Source organism: Streptomyces sp. NPDC017225, from assembly GCF_044331465.1.
Lineage (GTDB): Bacteria > Actinomycetota > Actinomycetes > Streptomycetales > Streptomycetaceae > Streptomyces.
Map to the genome: position 1 here is coordinate 107841 of NZ_JBIRNE010000012.1, position 18709 is coordinate 126549.

Below are 18709 nucleotides of genomic sequence, written 5' to 3' on the forward strand. Positions count from 1 at the left end.
GCGTTTCGGGGGGCGGACAGGGTGATCGTCCCCTGTCCGCCCTTGTGGGCCTTACGGGCGCCAGGTGGCCAGTACGCCTTCGTAGAGCTCCTTGTCGGTGAGGTCCCTGGGGGTCTCGCCGGCGAGGAAGTGGGAGGCGTTGCCCGTCTTGAGCTTGCGGAGGTAGTCGAAGGCCTTGTTCTCCGGGTCCCCGAAGGCGACGAAGGAGAAGTGGACGTCCGGGTGGTCGGCCGCCGCCTTGGCGAGCGACTGGGTGGCGGGGGTCTTGGCGTCGGGGGCGCCGTCGGTCTGGAAGACCACCAGGGCGGGGGTGCCGGGTGCTTCCTTCCCGTGGTGGGCGAGGACGGCCTCCACGGCGGCGTGGTAGCTGGTACGGCCCATGCGGCCGAGGGCGCCGTGCAGCTCGTCGATCTTGTTCTCGTGGTCCGTGAGGGTGAGGTCGCCGGTGCCGTCCACCTCCGTGGAGAAGAACGTGACGTGGACCGTGGCCTCGGGGTCCAGGTGCGCGGCGAGGGCGAGGGTCTGCTCGGCGAGGGCCTGGGCGGAACCGTCCTTGTAGTACGAGCGCATGGAGGCGGAGCGGTCGAGGACGAGGTGGACCTTGGCGCGGGTGCCGGTGAGGTCGTGCTTCCTGAGGGCGGTGCCGGCGGCCTTGTAGGCGGTGGTGAGGCCGGGGGCGCGGGAGCGGACTCGGGCCGCGGGCGTCGCCGGTTTCGGGGTCTCGGCGGGGGCCTCCGGCTGGGGGTGGGGTTCGGCCTCGGCTTCGCCTTCGGTCCCTGTGTTCCCACCCGCACCATCCGTGCTGGTCTCGTTGTCGGGTACGGGTGGCCCCTGTGGGGCTTCCTCGTCGTCGGCGGCTGCGGGCTCCGGGGTCGTCTCCGGTTCCGGTTCCGGTTCCGCTTCCGGGGTCCGAGGGGGCGGGGTGCCGTCCGGGGACTCCGTCTGTTTCGGGACCGTGATGTTGGCGAAGGCCGCCTTGACGAGTTCGTGCTCGTGCTCGTGCTCGTGCTCGTGCTCGTCAGAGGAGGCCTCCGAGCGGGGCTCGGGGACCTGGGCCGCCGCCTTGGGAGCGGGGTCGGGGCCGGGGGCCTCCGCCTGCTCCGGCGCCGCGGTCCGATCGGGGGCCGGAGTCGGCTCCTGGGGTGCGGTCTGCTCCGGGGCCGTGGTCGGCTCCTGGGGTGCGGTGGGCTGGGACGGGAGCTTCGGCTCCGGCGCGATGGCCGGCGGTGCCGTCTCCTGCGTCGCACCCTCCGCCTGGGCGGTCCGTTCTTTGCGTGACCGGCCGAACGCGTTCCGCAGGAGAGTGAGAATGCCCATGTGCGCAACCCTTCGCGTGAGTTGATGCCGTCAATCCCTGGCCAGGACGGACACGTAAGGTTAGCGGCCCCGGCTTGTGATCTTGTGCAGGGTCTGCCACGAAAGCACGGGCGCGTCAAGGAGGGATCGAGACGCCGTGGCAATTCCCCTCCGGCTTCCGTGGGTTCACTCACCGTTCACCGCGACGCCCGTCTCCCGCACGTATGTGCACCTACGGTCACGCTGACACCAAGGGCATCCAAGGGCTTCTCAGGGGAGAACACGTGCGCAAGCTGCTGCCGTTGATCGGAACGCCGTCCGGCTCGCATCCCGGCGGCCGGTCCGCCATGACCTGCCGTTTCCGGTGTGGTGACGCCTGCTTCCACGAGGTGCCCAACACCAGTTCCAACGAGTACGTCGGTGACGTCATCGCCGGCGCGCTCAGCCGCCGTTCCATGATGCGTGCCGCGGCCGTCGTCACCGTCGCCGCGGCGGGTGCCGGGGCCGTGGGCGTGGCGGGGGCGCCGTCCGCGCAGGCCGCGCCGGTCGCCGGCAGGGGACACGGGCATGGGCATGGGCATGGGAAACCGGCCGCGTCGAAGGGCGCGCGCGGGCTGCGGTTCACGCCCGTCGCGCCCAACACCGACGATGCCGTCACCGTCCCGGAGGGGTACCGGCAGGACGTCGTGATCCGCTGGGGCGAGCCCATCCTGCGCGGGGCCCCCGACTTCGACCCGGAGAAGCAGAGCGCGAAGGCGCAGGCCGGGCAGTTCGGGTACAACAACGACTTCCTCGCGCTGCTGCCGCTGCGCGGGGAGCGGGACCGGCAGGTCCTCGTCGCCAACCACGAGTACACCGACGAGGTGCTCATGTTCCGGGGCTACGACCCCGAGAACCCGACCCGCGAGCAGGTCGAGATCGCCTGGGCCGCGCACGGGCTGTCCGCCGTGGTGGTGGAGGAGGAGCGCCGGAGCGGGAAGCTGACGCCCGTCAAGCGGCACCGCCTGAACCGCCGCGTCACCGCGACGACCGAGTTCCGGCTGACCGGGCCCGCCGCCGGTTCCGACCTGGTGAGGACCTCCGCCGACCGCAGTGGCCGCAAGGTGCTCGGCACCCTCAACAACTGCGCCGGCGGCACCACCCCGTGGGGCACCACGCTGCACGGCGAGGAGAACTTCAACCAGTACTTCGCCAACAGCAGCCGGACCACGGACAAGCGGTACGGCATCGGCACCGGCGCCACCGAGCGCAAGTGGGAGCGGTTCGACAAGCGCTTCGACATCGCCCAGGAGCCGAACGAGGTGCACCGCTTCGGGTACGTCGTCGAGCTGGACCCGTACGACCCGGACTCCACGCCCCGCAAGCACACCCTGCTCGGCCGCTTCAAGCACGAGGGCGCGACCGTGCGGCTGACCCACGACGGGCGCCCGGTCGTCTACACCGGCGACGACGAGCGGTTCGACTACTTCTACAAGTTCGTCGGCAGCAAGCGGATGCGGCACGGCAGCAGCCGCTGGGCGCGCGAGCACAACCTGTCACTGCTCGACGAGGGCACCCTCTACGTCGCCAGGCTCAGCGGTGACTCCCCGGCGATGGAGATCGACGGCACGGGCAAGCTGCCGCGCGACGGCGAGTTCGACGGCGGTGGCCGCTGGATCCCGCTGGTCACCGCCACCGAGGACGGCGCCGTCTCGCACGTCGACGGCATGAGCGCCGAGGAGGTCTGCGTCTTCACGCGGCTCGCCGGTGACAAGGTCGGCGCCACGAAGATGGACCGCCCCGAGGACATCGAGCCCTCGCCGACGACCGGCAAGGTGTACGTCGCCCTCACCAACAACTCCAACCGCGGCGTCGGCTCGAACGCCAGGGCCGACGAGGCCAACCCGCGCAACGCCAACAAGCACGGCCACGTCCTGGAGCTGACCGAGCGCTGGAACCGGGCCGACGCCACCACCTTCGCCTGGTCGCTGTTCCTGGTCGCCGGCGACCCGGAGGACCCGGCGACCTACTTCGCGGGCTTCCCGAAGGACCGGGTCAGCCCGATCTCCTGCCCCGACAACGTCGCCTTCGACGACCACGGCAACCTGTGGCTGTCCACCGACGGCAACGCCCTCGGCACCCACGACGGCCTCTTCGGCGTCGCGACGAAGGGCGACCGGCGCGGTGAGCTGAAGCAGTTCCTGACCGTGCCGAACGGCGCGGAGACCTGCGGCCCGCTCATCCAGGACCGGCGCGTGCTGGTCGCCGTGCAGCACCCGGGCGAGGTCGACGGTGCCTCCGTGGAGGAGCCGGCCAGCACCTGGCCCGACGGCCCCGGCAAGCTCGTACGCCCGGCGGTCGTGGCGGTGTGGCGCGCGGACGGCCGCGACATCGGCGTCTGAGCACCCCTTCCGGGCGACCCTTCCGCACGGGGCCGGTGTCAGCCGGCCCTGTGCAGCGTGAGGTCGACGAGCAGGGCGCGGTGGTCGGTGTCCGCCAGGTCCAGGAACCGGGCGCGGCGTGCGGTGAAGTCCTCCGACACCAGGACGTGGTCGATCTGCACGCCGAACGCCGGGGCGGTCCGGGCCGGCCAGGTGACCGTCCGGTCGGCCCCGTCCAGCCGGGCCGCGTCGCGCATCCCCGTGTCGAGGATGCGGCGGAAGGCGGCGTGGTCCTGGGAGGCGTTGAAGTCGCCGGCGAGGATGGTGGGGGTCCCGTTTCCCTCGGTGCTCCGGGCGGCGACGTCGCGCAGGGCGTCCAGCTCCTCGCGCCACAGGCCGACCTGGTCGGGCAGCGGCGGCATCGGGTGGGCGAGCTGGAGCCGTACGGCGTGGCCGCGCACCTCGGCGACGGCGCCGGGCATGCCCATGGTGCCGGGGACGCCGGAGGTGGCCTTGAGCGGGAAGGCGCTCAGGATGACGGACCCCTCGGAGCCGCCGCCCTCGACGGCCTGCCGGTGGGGGTAGTCGGCGGCGAGGTCGCGCCGCAGCGCCGCGGCACACGTGTATTCACACTCCTGTACGAACACGATGTCGGGCTTCTCGCGCCGCACGGTGGAGATCAGCTCGCCGGTGGCCTGACCGAACTCGACGTTCGAGGTCAGCACGCTCAGCTCGGCGACGGGCAGCCCGACGGGGTCGCCCGTCTTGCCGTACGGCTCGATGAACCACGCCAGCGCTCCGAGCAGCGCCACCCCCCACACCGCGCCGGTCCACCACCGGGCGAGCAGCGTCAGCAGCAGTCCGGCGCCGGTCGGCACGAGCAGCCAGGGGAGGAAGGCGAGCAGCTGCGGCACGGGGGTGACGCCGTCGGTGTCGGCGACACGGCAGCCGACGACCACGCTCACCCCGGCGAACAGCAGCCCCGCGCACCAGGCCCCGAACCGCCGCCCGGTGCGGCGGGCCGTCGGCCGCTCGCGGGAGTCCGTCCACTCACCGGTCGCCGTGTCGGTGTCCAAGTCCGGCCCTTCGCTCGCGGGTGCGGTGCCGTCCCGCGCGGGACCTTCCCGCGCGGTGCCCGCCTTGCGCGATGGCGCACCCTCCCTGAAAGACGGACGACGGCAGCCGAAAGTTGCGCACAGGCCCTCACGCCTGTGCGCGGAACTCCCGGACCACCTCGACGCGCCCCACGACGCGCCGGCTGAACTCCTCCAGCTCCTCGGCCGGGACGCACAGTTCCAGGATCGTCTCGCCCATGGCCGGCGTCGTCCTGGGACATGGTCGGTGGCCCTGGCCGCCGGGCCGCGAACCCGGCCAACGGATATCCCGGTGACCCGCGGGCCCGGTCTCTCAGAACCGGGCCCGCGGTGGCCGGGTGGGCGCCGGGTCGGCGGGGGCTCCCGCGGGGGCCCGGCGGCGGCGCGGCGGATGTCCGTACCGGCCGGTGAGCCAGGAGACCAGGGCGACCGTGAGGCCGAGTCCGACCAGCAGCCAGGAAGCCAGGCGCAGCGTCTCGGTGAGGGCGTCGTAGACGGCGCCCGCGGCCGGGCCGTCCACCGCGCCGTCCACCGCGTCGGGGAGCTCGGCCACGGTGAGCCGGCGGCCGACCACGAGGGCGAGGGCGAGCAGCGCCCCGCCGAGGGCGGTGCCGATCCCGGCGGCCGTGAGGGCGCGCCGGCGGCGGGCGGCGACGGCGATGCCGGTCACCGCGAAGAGGACGGCGGCGAGCGGCAGCCAGACGGCGGCGACGTCGAGCACGTGGTAGCCCTCCCTGAGCCGGTCCGCCCGGTGGGCCGGGAGCACGGTGACCGCGGTGTGCCGGACCGGGATGCGCCTGGCGAAGGGCACGTTGTCCTCGGCGAGGCGTTCCTTGACGCGGGCGGTGACCGGGGCGAGGTCGACGGTGACCGCGCGCCCGGCCGCCCGGTCGTCCCGCAGGGCGCGCAGCACGGCGTCGTGGACGGTGCGGTTGGCCGCGTCCCAGCCCTCGCGGAACGCCTCGGTCCGGGTGAACGAGCGCGCCGCGTCCTGCGCGAAGAGCCGCACGGCGCCGTTCAGGGGGCCGGCCGCGACCTCGTCCACGACCCCGTCGCCCACCGCGTCGGCGACCGCGTCCGCGACCGCGTCCCGTACGTCCGGATCGTCGGCGAGCGGCGCCGTCGCGGCGACGTAACGCCCGGTGTCGGTCAGCCCGTACGCCGCCCAGCCCGCCAGCGTGCCGAACGGTACGGCCAGGCAGGCGAGGGCGATCAGGACGGCCGAGAGGGCGCTCCGAAGACGTGGGGGCACCCTCCCAGGCAAGGCGCCGGCAGCGGGCCGGGCGACCGGCGTGACTGCATATGGCCCCCCGGGACGAGCCGAACGGGCGCCCCGCCCGGTGGAGGGGACTTCGGGAGGTCGTGTGCCGCGCGTGGCGTTCTCCGCCGTCCGGGGAGGGGGCCGTGCGTTGCCGTCTCAGCCCCCGGTCGCGCGGGCCGTCGGCGTCAGGTGACGCGGAGGCCCCGGGCGTCCTCGTGGGTGTAGTAGTGGTAGAACATGGCCCCGGCCACCCCCGCCCCGACCAGCAGGGACACGAGGACGCACGTGAACATGGCGACCCCGCTCTGCGCGTACAGGAAGCCCAGCGCGCTGCCCGCGAGCGCGCCCCACAGCACCGCGTGACCCTCGCGCGGCAGCCGTCGGCCCACGGACCGGACCACCGCGTAGAGCACGACGAACCCGAGTGCGCTCAGGAACCCGAACAGCACGTTCCAGCCGGTGATGGGACCGCCGTAACGGCGGATGGACGCGGCCCAGTAGCCGTACACCAGCCCGGCCGCGACGAGCAGCGTCCACCTCGCCACCAGGTGGGTCCGCTCGCTGAAGACATCGGGCGGCCCGGTGCGCCCGCGCACGCCCGTGCCGGTGGACGGCGCACGTGTGGACGGCGCAGGTGCGGACGGCCCGCCTGTCGGTACCGCGTGAGCCATGAGAGCACTCCTTTCGCCTCGCCCCCGTCTACCAGGGCACACCCGGGCAGGCCGACCGGCAAGTCAGGATGCGGGCCGTGGGGACGCGTGTTTCGCTGGGCCCCGTGAGGGGTCGCGACCGCAGACCGGTGCGCGGCCGGTGGCGGCTGTTCGGCCGGCTCGTCCACGCCGCCGGCCGGGGCGACGCCGTGTCCCGGCACGAGCTGATCAGTGTCCGCGGCCACAGCGTCGCCTGGGTGTTCCCGCTGCTCCTGCTCGTCGGCATCATCGCGACCGACATCACCACCGGCGCGTTCCAGATCATCGCCTGGACGGTGCTCGTGCCCGGCGTCGCCGCCGCGATCTGCGGGGTGCGGGCCACGGCCCTGTACGCGGTGGTCGCCGTCGTCGTCTACGTCCTCGCCGACACCGTCTGGCAGCACCGCGAGGAGACCGGGCTGCCCGGCCTCTTCCTCGTCGCCCTCGGCGGAGCCATCGCCGTGGTCGCCGCCGCGCTCCGGGTCGGCAGCGAGTCCCGCATGCTGCACATGCGGGACATCGCCGACACCACCCGCCGCACCGTGCTGCGCCCGCTCCCGGTGGGCTTCGGCGGCCTGGACCACGCCGCCGTGTACCTCGCCGCGGACTCCGAGGCCCGTGTCGGCGGCGACTTCTACGACATCCAGCCCGGCCCGCACGGCACCCGCGTCCTCGTGGGCGATGTGCAGGGCAAGGGGCTGGGCGCGGTGGAGGCGGCGGCCGCGCTGCTCGGCAGCTTCCGCGAGGTCGGCTACCACGAGCCGGACCTCGCGACGGTCGCCGAGCGCCTGGAGATCCGTATGGTGCGCCACCGCGCGCACACCGCGGCCCTCGGCCGCCCCGACGGCGACCGTTTCGCCACCGCGGTGCTGATCGGCTTCTCGGACGACCTGCCCGACGCCGTGGACGCCGTCGTCTTCGGCCACGAGCCCCCGCTGGCGGTCGGCCCCCAAGGCGTGCGGTACCTGCCGGCCGTGGGCGGTCTGCCGCTGGGCATGGGTGACCTCACGTCCGGCCCGCCCGCGTCGGTGCACCGGCTGGCACTCGCCGAGGACGAGACGCTGCTGCTGGTCACCGACGGGGTGACCGAGGCCCGGGACCCCGACGGATGCTTCTACCGGCACGCCGAGGACGTCGCCCGCGCCGTCGCCGCCGACCCCTCGAACGCCGCGCCGGCGCGGCTGGTGGCGCTCGTAAGGGAGGGCACGCTGCGGCACTGCCAGGGGCGGGTGGCCGACGACACCACCGTCTTCGCGGTACGGCGCCGGAGAGGGACAACGGGCGGCTGAGTGCCCCGCATCGCAGCCGCAGCGGTTACGGTGCTGCGGTACGTGATCGACAGGGGGAGGGGACATGCCCGGAACCGTGCTGCTGCTCGCGGCGTCGCCCGTGGGCCGGGGGTGCCTGGTGGACGCCGCCTCCGTGCTCCCCGTACTCGCGGCCGTGCCGCCCGCCGTGCTCTCCGGAACCGACACCGCGAACGTGGTCGAGCTCGCCGACCCGCTGGAGCCGCAGGCCGTCCTCACCCGGCTGCGCGCCGCCGCCGCGGCCCCCGGACCGCTGACCGTCTACGTCGCCGGGCAGCTCCAGCTGGACCGCCGCCAGCGCCTGCCGCATCTGGCGCTGGCCCGTACGACACCGGCGACCGTCCGCTACACCGCCCTGCCCTGGCACTGGATCCGCGAGGAGCTGCGGCTGCGGCCGAGCGGCGCGACGACGCTGCTGCTCGACCTGCACGCCGACCAGGAGACCTGGCAGTGGCTGCGGGCGAACCCTCTGGACTCGGGGCGCAACAACGCCGTCTACGGGCGCATCGCGCCGCCGCCCTCGCGGCGGACGGTGGCCACCCCGTCGTACATGCGTGCCGTCGCGACGATCCTGCGCAGCGGGCACCGGCCGCCGCCGGACCAGCTGCACGAGCAGGCGCTGGCCCGTGGCGCGGCCGAGGGCGCGGGGAACGGGACGGGCGGCGGGTTCGCCGGTACGGACCTGGTGCTGACGTCGCCCGGGCCGGTGGCGGGCGACCCGCACGCGGTCATCGCCGCCGCCGTGCAGTCGGGGCGGCACGCCGACGCCGACGCGCTCGCCGCCCGGCACGAGCGGGCCGCCGCCGACGCGCACGGGCCCGCCTCCGAGGACGCGCTGCACTGGACGGAGGTCCGGGCCGACCTGGCGATGTTCGCGGGGGATCCGGCGCGCAGCTGCCGGGCGTGGCTGACGGTGGCCGAGGCGCGCCTGGGCGCGGGGCAGCCGCCGCAGGCGCCCGCGGTGGAGGCGGCCGTCGACCGGGCCCATCACCAGTGGGGGCAGGTCCGCGACGCCGGGCGGGCCCGGGAACTGGGGGCGGCGCTCGCCGCGTTGCGGGGCCGGGTGCCAGGTCCCCGCGAGGGCGCGCTGGACCATGTGCAGCGGGAGCTGAGCCGGTTGCAGACCCAGGGCTGAGACGGACCCGGGCCTCAGGACCGCTGACGGACCCGGTCCGTCAGCGGTCCACCGTGGTCAGGGAGTCCATGCCGGAGGTGGTGTCTTCCGTCTCGGAGGTGGTGTCTTCCGTGTCCGGGACGGTGTCCCCCGGCGGTGCGGGCACCGGGGGGTGTGCCGTGTCCGTCGGGCTCGCGTTCGCGGCCAGCAGCAGGCAGGCCACGGCGGCGACGGCGGCGGTGAGGGCTCTGGCGTAACGTTCGGCGGTGCGGGCGCGTCCGGGCACGGCGTCCTTCTGCGGAGGGGACGAGGATGGCGCCAAGCGCGGTTAAGTGCGCTTAACCCGCGGTTTAACCTAGAGCCGTCGGAGTGGAACGGCAAGAGCCACAGGGGGAGTTGGCAGTGGGGGACCGGGACGGCCGGGAGGCCATCGGGCGCCGGGTGCAGCGGCTGCGGGCCGAGCGCGGGATGACCCAGCGCCAGCTCGCGGAACCGGCCTACACGCCCGCCTACATCTCCACCCTGGAGGCCGGCCGCGTCCGTCCCTCCGACGAGGCACTGCGGCATCTCGCCGAGCGGCTCGGCGTCGGCTACGAGGAGCTGGCCACCGGGCGTCCGGCGCGGCTCGCCACCGACCTGCGGCTGAGGCTCACCGAGGCGCAGCGCACGCTCGCCACCGAGGGCGCCGAACGGGCGGCCGGGCAGTACGCCGAGCTGCTCGCCGAGGCCGAGGCGTACGAGCTGCCCGAGGAGCGGTCCGCCGCGCTGCTGGGCCTCGGGGAGTGCGCGGTGGAGACCGGCGAGCTGGTCACCGGCCGGAGCTACTTCGAGCGGGCCGAGCAGTGCCTCGCCGACGCCGGAGCCCCGCTGCCCGCCCGCGTCCCCGCCCTGCGCGGACGCGCCCTCGCCCACTACCTCGCCGGTGAACTCCGTTACGCCGTCTACCTCCTCGAGTCCACCCTCGACGAGCTCAACCGCGGCGGCCTGCACGACCCCGACGCGCTGCTGATGCTCTACGCCAGCGCCATCGGCCCGTACATGGACATGGGCGCGCACGCGCGCGCCGCGCAGGCCGCCGAGCTAGCCCTGTCCCTCGCCCCCAGCGTCGGCGACCCCGCCCTGGTGGCCCGCATGCACCGCTCCGTCGCCCGCACGCTGCTCGCCGAGGGCCGTCTCGCCGAGGCAGACGCCTCGCTGGCCAAGGCGGCCGAGCTGTACCGCACGCTCCAGCTCCGCACCGAGCTGGCCAACTGCCACTGGATGCGCGGCTACGTATGCGCCCAGAACGGCGAACTGAGGCGCGCCGAGGACGAGATGCGGGAGGCCCTCGGCATGCTCTCCGCCACCCGCGCCGCCCTCTACAGCAGCCAGGTCGCCGTCGAGCTGGCCGACGTACTGCACCGGCGCGGCAAGTCCCAGGAGGCCGCCGAACTGCTGCACGGCGTCCTGGACGACCTCTCCTCCGAACGCGGCGCCGTGCACTCCGCGGGCGCGCACCGCCTGCTCGGCATCATCGCCGAGGACGCCCGGGACACCGAGGCCGCCGAGGAGCACTACGTCCGCGCCCTGAGCCTGCTGGAGCGGGCCGGAGCCGCCGGTGACCTGGCCGACCTGTGCCGGCTCCTCGGTGATCTGCTGCGCCGCACCGGCCGCGTGGAGGCGGCCCTGGACGCCTATCGCACCGGCCTCGGACACCGCACGGCACCCGGCACGACCACCCTGGGCCCGGCGCCCGCGCAGCCGCCTCTGTAGACGGCGTCAGGACCCGCGAACCACCCGAGTTTCCACTGGTCGGGTACGGGTAGTCGATCCTGCGGCCGCGTGAGTGAAGGAGGCGGTGCGCATGCGGCCCAGTGACGAATCCGGGCGGTCCTCCGACGGGGCTCGCGCCGCCGAGGTGATCGCCGCGGAAGTGATCGCCGCGGAGGTGCGGGGCGCCCCGCCGGGCGAGGTCCCGGGACGACTGTGCGAGGCGGCCGTACGGCTGCTCCCGGTGACCGGCGCGAGCGCGTCGCTGCGCGGCGAGGGAGTGCCGGTACGGCTGTGTGCCAGCGGTGACCGGGCGTCGTACCTGGCGGAGATCCAGAGCACTCTGGGTGACGGCCCTTGTGTGAGCGCCGCCGAGTCGGGCGCCCCGGTGCTCGCCCGCGACCTGACGGCCGGTGCCGACGTCGGCCGGTGGCCGGTCTTCGCCCAGCAGGCGACGGCGGTCGGCGTACGGGCGGTCTACGCGCTGCCGCTCGGCAACGACGCCGTGTGCCTGGGCACCCTCGACCTCTACCGCGACACCCCCGGCGGACTGACCGGCCCGCAGCTGAGCATGGCGCGGCTCGTGGCCGGTGTCATGACGGTGGCGCTGATGGCGATGTCGAGCGGGGAGGAGCGCGGGGAACGGACGGCCTGGCTGGACGAGCTGGCCGGTGACCACGACGAGGTCTACCAGGCCGTCGGCATGATCATGGCCCAGCTGGGGGCCGGTGCGGACGAGGCCCTGGCCCGCCTGCGCGCCGACGCGTTCGCCCGCGGCCGCACCGCCCACGAGGCGGCCCGCGACGTACTCACCCACCGCCGACGCTTCGATCGCGACGGTTAGACGTACGGACGTACGGACGTACGGACGTACGGACGTGGGGAGTGGGGTGACGTGGGGACGTGCGGGAGTCCGTCCGCCCGCTAGACCTGTGCCCGCCCCTGCCGCCGCACCTCGGTCAGCCGCTCCGCCCCGACCTCGACGGACGTGCGGACGGCGTCGTCGGGTGGTTCGCCGAGGCCGCCGCTGGTGAGGCTGATGGCGTCGTCGCCGACGCGTACGGCGACGAGGTCCACGGTGAGGACGGCGCCGTCCTCGGCACTCACCGTCACCCGCAGGCCCTGCCGGGCGTCCCCCGACTCCGGCAGCGTCACGTCGGTGACCCGGACGGCCCGGGTGGCGCCGCGAGGGGACCGGGCCGTGAAGCGCCCGCACGCCTCCGGCAGCGTCGCGAGCCAGGCCAGTGCCCGGTCGATGTCGGCCGCGCGGTGCGAGGTGATCCGGTAGTGCAGCTGGGCCCCGCCGGCCGTGTCGTCCAGGGCGACGAAGGCGCGGGGCGCGGTGGTGGCGCCGAAGAGTTCCTCGGTGTAGAGGACGTCCAGCAGCCGACCGCAGTCGGGCCGCTCGGCGGTGGCCTTGAGCACCTCGTCCCGCCAGGTCGCGGCACCCCGCGTCGGCCGCCACGCCTGCCCCAGATCGGCCTCTGTGATCAGGGCCGCCCGTGCCTGACCCCGGGTGAGCGCGGGCGGCACGGCGGGCGACGGCAACGCGGCCGGGGACTGCTCGGTGGCCGGCGTGGTGCCGGCCGGCCGGTCCGTTCCCCGCCGGTCGCTGGAGCAGGCCGCCGCCGTCAGCGCCAGTGCCGCCGAGAGCGTGGCGGCGAGCACGGGGCGGGCGGCGGGGGCGGCGTGCTGCATCGGGGGTGCCTCCTGAAGGCCGGGGCGACCGGCGCCGTACGGGCCAGGTCACACCCTCCACGGCACCACCGCCACCGCCCCACCACCAGCGTGCCGGGCCGTCCGGGTGAGGCGCGACGGGACCGGGCGTACGGCCGCGTGCGGAGGCCGCCGCAGACAGGAACGGCGGAGCAGACCGGAACCGGCGAAGGCCCGCCGCCGACCGGGCCGGTGGGGGGTCGTCGTGGAGCGGACCGGTGAGGACCCGTCGCCGACCGGACCCGGGGCCCGCGGCCCGAGCCGCGGGTCTCCGGGTGTGCCCGCCCGCGTAGGGTCGCCGGGGCCCACGCCCCCACCAGCCCGCCAACCCGAGGAGCCCCGCCGTGACGACCGCCCCTGACCGGCAGCCCATTCCGGTGATCATCGACTGCGACACCGGCATCGACGACGCCCTGGCCCTGCTGCCGGCGGCCCGCCACCCCGGGCTCGACCTGCGCGCGGTCACCTGCGTGGCCGGGAGCACCGACGTGGAGGGGGTGGGAAATGTTCGTGGGGGAGCGTGCGCGAGGTCGGTTTAGCTCGATCGTGTGATGGTGTGCTCGCGCGCTTGCGCTGTCGTGGGCCGACTGGGCTGACGTAATCAGCACGATCTGGGACGCCGGGTACGGCGCCAGTGTGCGGGGCCCCCGCTCCACCGGAGTGATGGTTCGGGGCCTCCCCGCCGCCTCTGGCCGTACTCAACTGGCCAGGTCGTGAGGGAACTGGCCTCCCGGGATTGGACCACGGACAGGATCCGTGTCGCCGCCCGGGGCGCCGAGCATCCGCTGATCGAGGACATGCATACCGCCCGGCACGCACCGGGGCCCGGCCACCGACGAGTCCGACCCCGGCGGCGGCCTCGGTGACGCGGGCGCGGTCTGTGCGGTGATCGACCCGGAGGGCCTGACCACGCACCGGCTGCCCGTCGAGGTGTCCCTGGCCCCCGGCCCGGCCCGCGGCCAGACCGTCGTCGACCGCCGCGCCCGCCCCGGCGAGTCCGAAATGCACCGGGGCACGCGCGAACAGCCCCTGGTGGACGTGGCGTTGGGCGTGGCCGTGGCCCGGTACGTGAATCTGTACCTGGAGGCGGTCGAGCGCACGGGTTCGTAACCCCGGCGCGTCGCGGGCGCACGGGTTCGCTTTTCGGGTGATGTGGACAGATCTATTCGTGTCGCCCGCACGCATCGCGAAGGAGACCGCGTGACCGTACGCAGCACCACCCGCACGCCCGACCTGTCGTCCAAGGACCCCAACTGGTGGCGTCAGGCCGTCATCTACCAGGTCTATCCCCGCAGCTTCGCCGACGCCGACGGCGACGGGCTCGGTGACCTGCGCGGCATCACCCAGCGCCTGACGCACCTGGCCGCCCTGGGCGTCGACGCGCTGTGGCTCAGCCCGTTCTACCCGTCCGAGCTCGCCGACGGCGGCTACGACGTCGACGACTACCGGGACGTGGACCCGCGCCTGGGCAGCCTGGACGACTTCGACGCCATGGCCGCCGAGGCCCACCGCCTGGGCCTCAAGGTCATCGTCGACCTGGTCCCCAACCACACCTCGCACCGCCACGCGTGGTTCCGGGAGGCCCTGGACGCGGGCCCCGGCTCGGCGGCCCGCGACCGCTACGTCTTCCGGGACGGCCGGGGCGAGCACGGGGAGCTGCCGCCCACCGACTGGCAGTCCGTCTTCGGCGGCAGCGCCTGGCGGCGGGTGCCCGACGGACAGTGGTACCTGCACCTCTTCGCGCCCCAGCAGCCCGACCTGAACTGGGAGAACGAGCAGGTCCGCGCCGACTTCCGCACCACGCTGAAGTTCTGGTGCGACCGGGGCGTCGACGGCTTCCGCGTCGACGTGGCGCACGCGCTGGTCAAGGACCTGACCGAGCCGCTGCGCGACCTCGGCGCCCCCGAGCTGAGCAGTGAGGCGGCGCTCGACCGGTTCGCTCCGGGCACCCACCCGTTCTACGACCGCGACGACGTCCACGAGGTCTACCGCGACTGGCGCAAGATCCTCGACGCCTACACCCCGCCCCGCATGGCGGTGGCCGAGGCCTGGGTGCCGGGCGCCCGGCGCGCGCTGTACGCCCGTCCGGACGAACTGGGGCAGGCGTTCAACTTCGAGTACCTCCAGGGCGGCTGGGACGCGGCGGAGCTGCGTGAGATCATCACCGGTTCCCTGGCCGACGCGCACGCCGCCGGCGCCTCGGCGACCTGGGTGCTGTCCAACCACGACGTGGTCCGGCACGCCACCCGCCTGGCCCTGCCGCCGGGCACCGACACCGACGCCTGGCTGCTGTCCGGCGGCCACGCGCCGTCCGTCGACGAGCCGGCCGGCCTGCGCCGGGCGCGCGCGGCGACGCTGCTGATGCTGGCGCTGCCCGGATCGGCGTACGTCTACCAGGGCGAGGAGCTGGGCCTGCCCGAGGTGGCCGACCTGCCCACCGAGGTCCTCCAGGACCCGATCTGGGAGCAGACCGGGCACGTCCGCAAGGGCCGCGACGGATGCCGGGTGCCGCTGCCGTGGACGACGGGCGGACCGTCGTACGGCTTCGGCGCGGGCGGGGCGTGGCTGCCGCAGCCGCCGGACTTCGCGTCGTACGCCGTCCAGGCCCAGGACGGGGTGGCGGGCTCGACCCTGGAGCTGTACCGCACGGCCCTGCGACTGCGCCGCAAACTGCTCGACGGCGAGGCGCTGACCTGGGCGGACGACGTCCCGGCCGGGGTTCTTCAGTTCGACCGCTCGGACAGCTGGCGGTGCGTCACCAACCTCTCCGGCACGACGGTCGACCTGCCGGCCGGGGAGGTGCTGTTGAGCAGCGCACCGCTGGACGACGGCCGCCTGGGCCCGGACACGACGGTGTGGCTGGGGCTCTAGACGGCCCTGCCCCGGGGCCGCGGGGCCCTGGGGCAGCGGGGCCGGCGGACCAGTGCACGACCGCCGGTTCGCGCGAGGCGGTGCCGAGCCGGCGGCCCCCGTCCTCCGTGCGGGGCACGGCCTGGCAGGACACCCCCGGGCGCCGCACCGCCTCGAAGGCCGCCCGCTGGGCGGCCCGGACGGTCTCCGGGGCCGGCGTTCCCCGGCCGTGGGCGCGCCGACGGCGGCGTCCGGGCCGCTCGTGGCGTCAGTAGCGCACGGCCCTGGCCACCACCGCGCGCACGTCCCCCGACAGGTCGTGGGTGCTGCGGGCGGTGGCGCGCGCGGACTCTCCGGCGGGGACGTCGGAGACGGTGACGACGGCCGTGTCGATCAGGCTGCCGCCGGCGTCCGTGAAGTTCACCTGCACCGCGAAGGACTTCGTGGAGTCGGCGGTGTTGTCGACGGTGGCTCGGACGGTGGTGCGGCCGTCGGTGTCGGTCTTCGGCGCGCCCAGTTCCACATCGTCCTTGACGTCGGCGCCCTCCTGGATGTCCTCCAGCCACCGCCCGGCCTCCGCCGTGGCCGACGCCACGGCGTCCGAACCCCGCGAGGCCAGCGAGGAGGCCGCCGACGCGGCCCGGCTGGCCGCGGCGCTGCCGGCCTCCGACGGCACGTCGGCGGCGCTGCCGTCGCCGTCGGAACACCCGGCCAGCACGGCGCCCGCGAGCACCATCACGCCGACCGCCCGCAGCACCCGCCGACCGGCCATGTCGCCTCCAGGGACCTGGTGAGTACACACCCCGCGAGAGCACGCGGGTCTCCTCCAGTGAAGGTCCGCGGACGCCGCCGCGCACGCCGGCGCTCGGCCGGACGGGGACGCGCTCGGGCGGACGGGGACGCCGGGGCGCTCCGGTGGTGACGGGCGCCTCCGGTGGTGCCGGAGGCCCCTGGTGGTGCCGGGCTGCCCGGTGGTGCCGGGCTCCGCCGGGCCGGAGCCCGTCAGGGCTGCCGCCAGGGGCTGTTCGGGGCGGCGGAGACCGCCCGGGCCGGGTCGGAGGAGGCCGCCCGGGTCAGACGTGCCCGGGCCCGCCGCCGCCGAAGGAGCCGCTCGACCCCGGCAGCCAGCGGCGGCGGATCTGGTCCTCGCCCCGGCGGCTGCCCGAGTGGTGCAGTTGGTACGGCATGAGCCGTGGGCTTCCGTCCGTCGTCAGCGGGATCTCGTCGGGTTCCCGCATCTCCCGTTCCTCGTGGACGGCACCGGTCGGGGGGAGCTTGGGCTGCTCGTCGGCGTGGGGCCGTTCGGATTCTCGTTCCATGACCCTCATGCCCATACGTACGGCCCAGATCAGCGCGCCGGCGATCACCAGCCCGCCGATGAAGGCCATGGTCACGTTGAGCGCGTGCGAGGACGCGGCCAGCAGTTCATACGTTGCCGTACTCATGTTCTGATTATGTACCCCCAAATGGGATAAAGCGCCAGGAATGCCCGAGTGGGTTCCGGTGACCCCTCGCCCTGATTGAGAAGGGCCGGTGCCTGGTACCCGGCCGGCAGCGCGGCGGCGTCGGTGTCGAGCCCGCCGCCGCCGTGCCCCTCACGTCGCCGGTGGAAGGAGCGCCCCATGACCGCGCCGTTGACGGCCGACGCCCATGCGTACGGCCTGGTCGGGGACGGCACCGCCGACGACCGGCCGGCCCTGCAGAAGCTGGTGGACGCGCTGGGCGACGCCACCGCCGCCGACGGGCGGCCGCGCACCGTGCGGGTGCCGGCCGGGCGGTATGCGATCCGGGACCGGCCCGTGCTCTGGCGCAGCGGCGTCTCGCTGATCGGCGCCGGCCGCGGCGCCACCTGCTTCGCGCTCGCCAACCCGGGCGCCCCGACGCGGCCGGTCCCGCTGGCCTGGTTCACCACCGCCCAGCACGGCGCCGACCGGGACCACCACATCGCCGACGTCACCTTCGCCCACTTCGAGATCGACGGCTCGCAGGTGGAGACCGAGGAGTACGAGGTGCTGGCCAAGGGGCTCGGGCTCCAGTACGTGCTGCGCGGGCGCTTCACCGACCTGTACATCCACGACACGGCCGCCACCGGTTTCGGGTGCGACTTCCTCCAGGACACCGTCGTCGAGGGCGTGCTGGCCGAGCGGTGCGGACGGCAGGACCCCGGCGAGGAGATGGGCGGCGCCGGCATCGGGATCGGGGTCGGCGGCTGGGGCCCGGTCGAACGGCTGGCGGTGACCGACTGCACGGCCACCGGCAACGGCACCAACGGCATCTTCCTCGAACTCCAGCAGGACGACTGGGCCCCGCCCCGCGGCATCCGCGTCACCGCCTGCCACACCGAGGACAACCGCTACGGCATCTCCGACTGGGGCGCCGACGGCCTGCTGGTCACCGGCTGCACGATGCTCGGCAACCACGTCGCCGGGTTCGACGTGTCGGCGCAGGGCACGACGAGCGTCGGCGGACGCGGCGGCATCGTCACCGGGTGCGTGATCGACGGCAACGTGGGGGACGGCATCGCGCTCGGCAACACCCCGGGGCCGTACGCCTTCCGCGGCAACCGCGTCAGCGGCAACGGACGGTACGGCTACTGGCAGCACAACCTGGCCGGGGGCGACCAGGAGCCCGCCACGGACATCGTCCTGGAGTCCAACGACATCCACGACAACGCCCTGGACGGCATCCGCGTCGACGCCCCGCTGCACGAGCCGGCGTTCTTCGGCAACCGGATCCGGAGCAACGGCCGTCGCGCCGCGCCGGCGACGGACGGGGGCGGCGAGGGCGTCCACTGCGGGCCGCTGTCCCTGACCGACGAGAACGCCGACTGGCTCCCCGGCGGCCACCGCGGCAAGGAGCTGACGGTCGGCGACGGCCGGAACGCCGTGGTCCGTGACAACACCGCCACCGAACTCACCCTCGCCCCCGGGCGCCCCGGCGCGGACACGGCCTGGCCCGGCGGCACCCCCGCGCCGGGCACCGCCTACCGCCTCCCGGACTGCCCGGCCCCGCGCACCGGCCTCACCGCCGCCGCCGCCGTGGCCCACCCGTACGTGCACGGCAACCGCGTCCGGGACGACGGGCACCCGCGCACCCAGACCCACGCCCTGTGGATCGCGCACGAGGCCACCTGGACCGGCGGCCGGGTCTCCGGCAACGACTTCGGTGGCAACGCCTCGGCGGCGACCCGCTTCGACTCGGCCCCGAGCGGCGGGCGCTGGCGCGACAACGACGGCTGACACCGCCCCCGTTCCCGTCCCCCGTCCCCCGTCC

Annotated in this window: 15 protein-coding genes and 2 pseudogenes; 8 read left to right on the forward strand and 9 right to left on the reverse strand. The window is 74.8% G+C overall.

What is annotated here, in order from left to right; all coding sequences use genetic code 11:
• Window positions 1-51: 51 nt before the first annotated feature.
• Window positions 52-1317: a VWA domain-containing protein gene (locus ACH4NX_RS25030; RefSeq protein ID WP_398128739.1), complete on the reverse strand. Its 1266-nt coding sequence runs from the start codon at window positions 1315-1317 to the stop codon at window positions 52-54.
• Between the two features lie 263 nt (window positions 1318-1580).
• On the opposite strand from ACH4NX_RS25030, the gene ACH4NX_RS25035 reads away from it, so the two are divergent.
• Window positions 1581-3677, forward strand: a complete 2097-nt coding sequence (locus tag ACH4NX_RS25035) for a PhoX family protein (RefSeq protein WP_351387363.1) — start codon at window positions 1581-1583, stop codon at window positions 3675-3677.
• A 38-nt stretch (window positions 3678-3715) separates the two neighbouring features.
• On the opposite strand, the gene ACH4NX_RS25040 is transcribed toward ACH4NX_RS25035, so the two are convergent.
• The 4 genes and pseudogenes from ACH4NX_RS25040 to ACH4NX_RS25055 all read right to left on the reverse strand — a co-directional run bounded on the left by ACH4NX_RS25040 (window position 3716) and on the right by ACH4NX_RS25055 (window position 6682).
• Complete coding sequence (locus tag ACH4NX_RS25040; protein WP_398128738.1) at window positions 3716-4732, reverse strand: endonuclease/exonuclease/phosphatase family protein; 1017 nt, start codon at window positions 4730-4732, stop codon at window positions 3716-3718.
• A 127-nt stretch (window positions 4733-4859) separates the two neighbouring features.
• Window positions 4860-4973, reverse strand: a pseudogene (locus ACH4NX_RS25045) (ADP-ribosylation/crystallin J1); the annotation flags it as partial.
• A gap of 90 nt (window positions 4974-5063) precedes the next feature.
• Window positions 5064-6002 carry a hypothetical protein gene (locus tag ACH4NX_RS25050; RefSeq protein ID WP_351387357.1) on the reverse strand — a complete coding sequence of 313 codons (939 nt, stop codon included), beginning with the start codon at window positions 6000-6002 and terminating at the stop codon, window positions 5064-5066.
• 194 nt (window positions 6003-6196) lie between these two features.
• Window positions 6197-6682: a hypothetical protein gene (locus tag ACH4NX_RS25055; RefSeq protein ID WP_398128737.1), complete on the reverse strand. Its 486-nt coding sequence runs from the start codon at window positions 6680-6682 to the stop codon at window positions 6197-6199.
• Window positions 6683-6750: 68 nt separating this feature from the next.
• Here ACH4NX_RS25055 and ACH4NX_RS25060 point away from each other — a divergent pair, with 68 nt between their 5' ends.
• Both ACH4NX_RS25060 and ACH4NX_RS25065 read left to right on the forward strand, forming a co-directional pair.
• The gene (locus ACH4NX_RS25060; RefSeq protein WP_398128736.1) at window positions 6751-7989 is read left to right on the forward strand and encodes a PP2C family protein-serine/threonine phosphatase; all 1239 of its coding nucleotides are present in this window, start codon (window positions 6751-6753) and stop codon (window positions 7987-7989) included.
• 64 nt (window positions 7990-8053) lie between these two features.
• Window positions 8054-9142: a hypothetical protein gene (locus ACH4NX_RS25065; RefSeq protein WP_351387351.1), complete on the forward strand. Its 1089-nt coding sequence runs from the start codon at window positions 8054-8056 to the stop codon at window positions 9140-9142.
• Between the two features lie 40 nt (window positions 9143-9182).
• Here ACH4NX_RS25065 and ACH4NX_RS25070 read toward each other — a convergent pair whose 3' ends face one another.
• Window positions 9183-9407 (reverse strand): hypothetical protein, encoded by a 225-nt coding sequence (locus tag ACH4NX_RS25070; RefSeq protein ID WP_398128735.1) that lies wholly within the window; start codon window positions 9405-9407, stop codon window positions 9183-9185.
• Between the two features lie 116 nt (window positions 9408-9523).
• Between ACH4NX_RS25070 and ACH4NX_RS25075 the strand changes: the two genes are divergently transcribed.
• Both ACH4NX_RS25075 and ACH4NX_RS25080 read left to right on the forward strand, forming a co-directional pair.
• Entirely contained in the window at window positions 9524-10873 is a 1350-nt protein-coding gene (locus ACH4NX_RS25075) for a helix-turn-helix domain-containing protein (protein WP_351387346.1), read from the forward strand.
• Between the two features lie 91 nt (window positions 10874-10964).
• Window positions 10965-11714, forward strand: coding sequence for a GAF and ANTAR domain-containing protein (locus ACH4NX_RS25080; RefSeq protein ID WP_351387344.1), 750 nt, complete (start codon window positions 10965-10967; stop codon window positions 11712-11714).
• A gap of 80 nt (window positions 11715-11794) precedes the next feature.
• On the opposite strand, the gene ACH4NX_RS25085 is transcribed toward ACH4NX_RS25080, so the two are convergent.
• A complete protein-coding gene (locus tag ACH4NX_RS25085) occupies window positions 11795-12568 on the reverse strand; it encodes a hypothetical protein (protein ID WP_351387341.1) in 774 nt (257 codons plus the stop codon).
• Between the two features lie 362 nt (window positions 12569-12930).
• Between ACH4NX_RS25085 and ACH4NX_RS25090 the strand changes: the two are divergent.
• Together ACH4NX_RS25090 and ACH4NX_RS25095 are read left to right on the forward strand one after the other, a co-directional pair.
• Window positions 12931-13696: pseudogene (locus ACH4NX_RS25090) on the forward strand (nucleoside hydrolase).
• A 90-nt stretch (window positions 13697-13786) separates the two neighbouring features.
• Window positions 13787-15457, forward strand: a complete 1671-nt coding sequence (locus ACH4NX_RS25095) for a glycoside hydrolase family 13 protein (RefSeq protein ID WP_351387339.1) — start codon at window positions 13787-13789, stop codon at window positions 15455-15457.
• A 247-nt stretch (window positions 15458-15704) separates the two neighbouring features.
• Here ACH4NX_RS25095 and ACH4NX_RS25100 read toward each other — a convergent pair whose 3' ends face one another.
• Both ACH4NX_RS25100 and ACH4NX_RS25105 read right to left on the reverse strand, forming a co-directional pair.
• Window positions 15705-16208, reverse strand: a complete 504-nt coding sequence (locus ACH4NX_RS25100) for an FxLYD domain-containing protein (RefSeq protein ID WP_398128734.1) — start codon at window positions 16206-16208, stop codon at window positions 15705-15707.
• Window positions 16209-16509: 301 nt separating this feature from the next.
• Window positions 16510-16881, reverse strand: coding sequence for a DUF6479 family protein (locus ACH4NX_RS25105; RefSeq protein ID WP_351387334.1), 372 nt, complete (start codon window positions 16879-16881; stop codon window positions 16510-16512).
• A 177-nt stretch (window positions 16882-17058) separates the two neighbouring features.
• Between ACH4NX_RS25105 and ACH4NX_RS25110 the strand changes: the two genes are divergently transcribed.
• Window positions 17059-18675 (forward strand): right-handed parallel beta-helix repeat-containing protein, encoded by a 1617-nt coding sequence (locus ACH4NX_RS25110; protein WP_398128733.1) that lies wholly within the window; start codon window positions 17059-17061, stop codon window positions 18673-18675.
• Window positions 18676-18709: the final 34 nt, after the last annotated feature.